The organism is Pseudoalteromonas sp. bablab_jr011 (assembly GCF_016464045.1).
Lineage (GTDB): Bacteria > Pseudomonadota > Gammaproteobacteria > Enterobacterales > Alteromonadaceae > Pseudoalteromonas > Pseudoalteromonas lipolytica.
In genome coordinates this window covers 1-376 of the sequence record NZ_JACDWU010000299.1, presented here as the reverse complement: position 1 = coordinate 376, position 376 = coordinate 1, and the positions used below count along the sequence as shown (strand labels likewise).

The 376-nt window shown below is 46.5% G+C and carries 1 protein-coding gene; it reads left to right on the top strand.

Features of this window, described 5'->3' with window-relative positions; translation table 11 throughout:
* Nucleotides 1-13: 13 nt before the first annotated feature.
* Nucleotides 14-376 (top strand): transposase (locus JIG41_RS18680; protein ID WP_409372750.1); only part of this gene is annotated, 363 nt, incomplete at its 3' end.

Sequence of the window (376 nt, the reverse complement as noted above, 5' to 3'; positions counted from 1 at the left end):
GACCCTCCAAGATTTGATAAGACCATTACGTCGGCGTATAGATAGAGTGAGCGCTGATGGTGCTTATGATAGCCGCCGCTGCTATGCAGAAATAACTGAAAAAGGCGCGATACCTGTTATCCCGCCGAGAGAGAATGCACGCCTGTGGACTGATAAGCATCCACGCAATGAGGCTGTCATGTTGTGCAATAAGTTAGGAATCACACAATGGAAAAAGCTCAGTGGATATCATGTTCGCTCATTAGCAGAAACAGCGATGTACCGTTTTAAACAGTTGATGGGGGCTAAGCTAAATGCGCGTGATTACAATCGCCAACTGGTTGAAGCGATGATCAAAGTGAAGGCGCTAAATAAGATCAACACCCTTGGTCTGCCT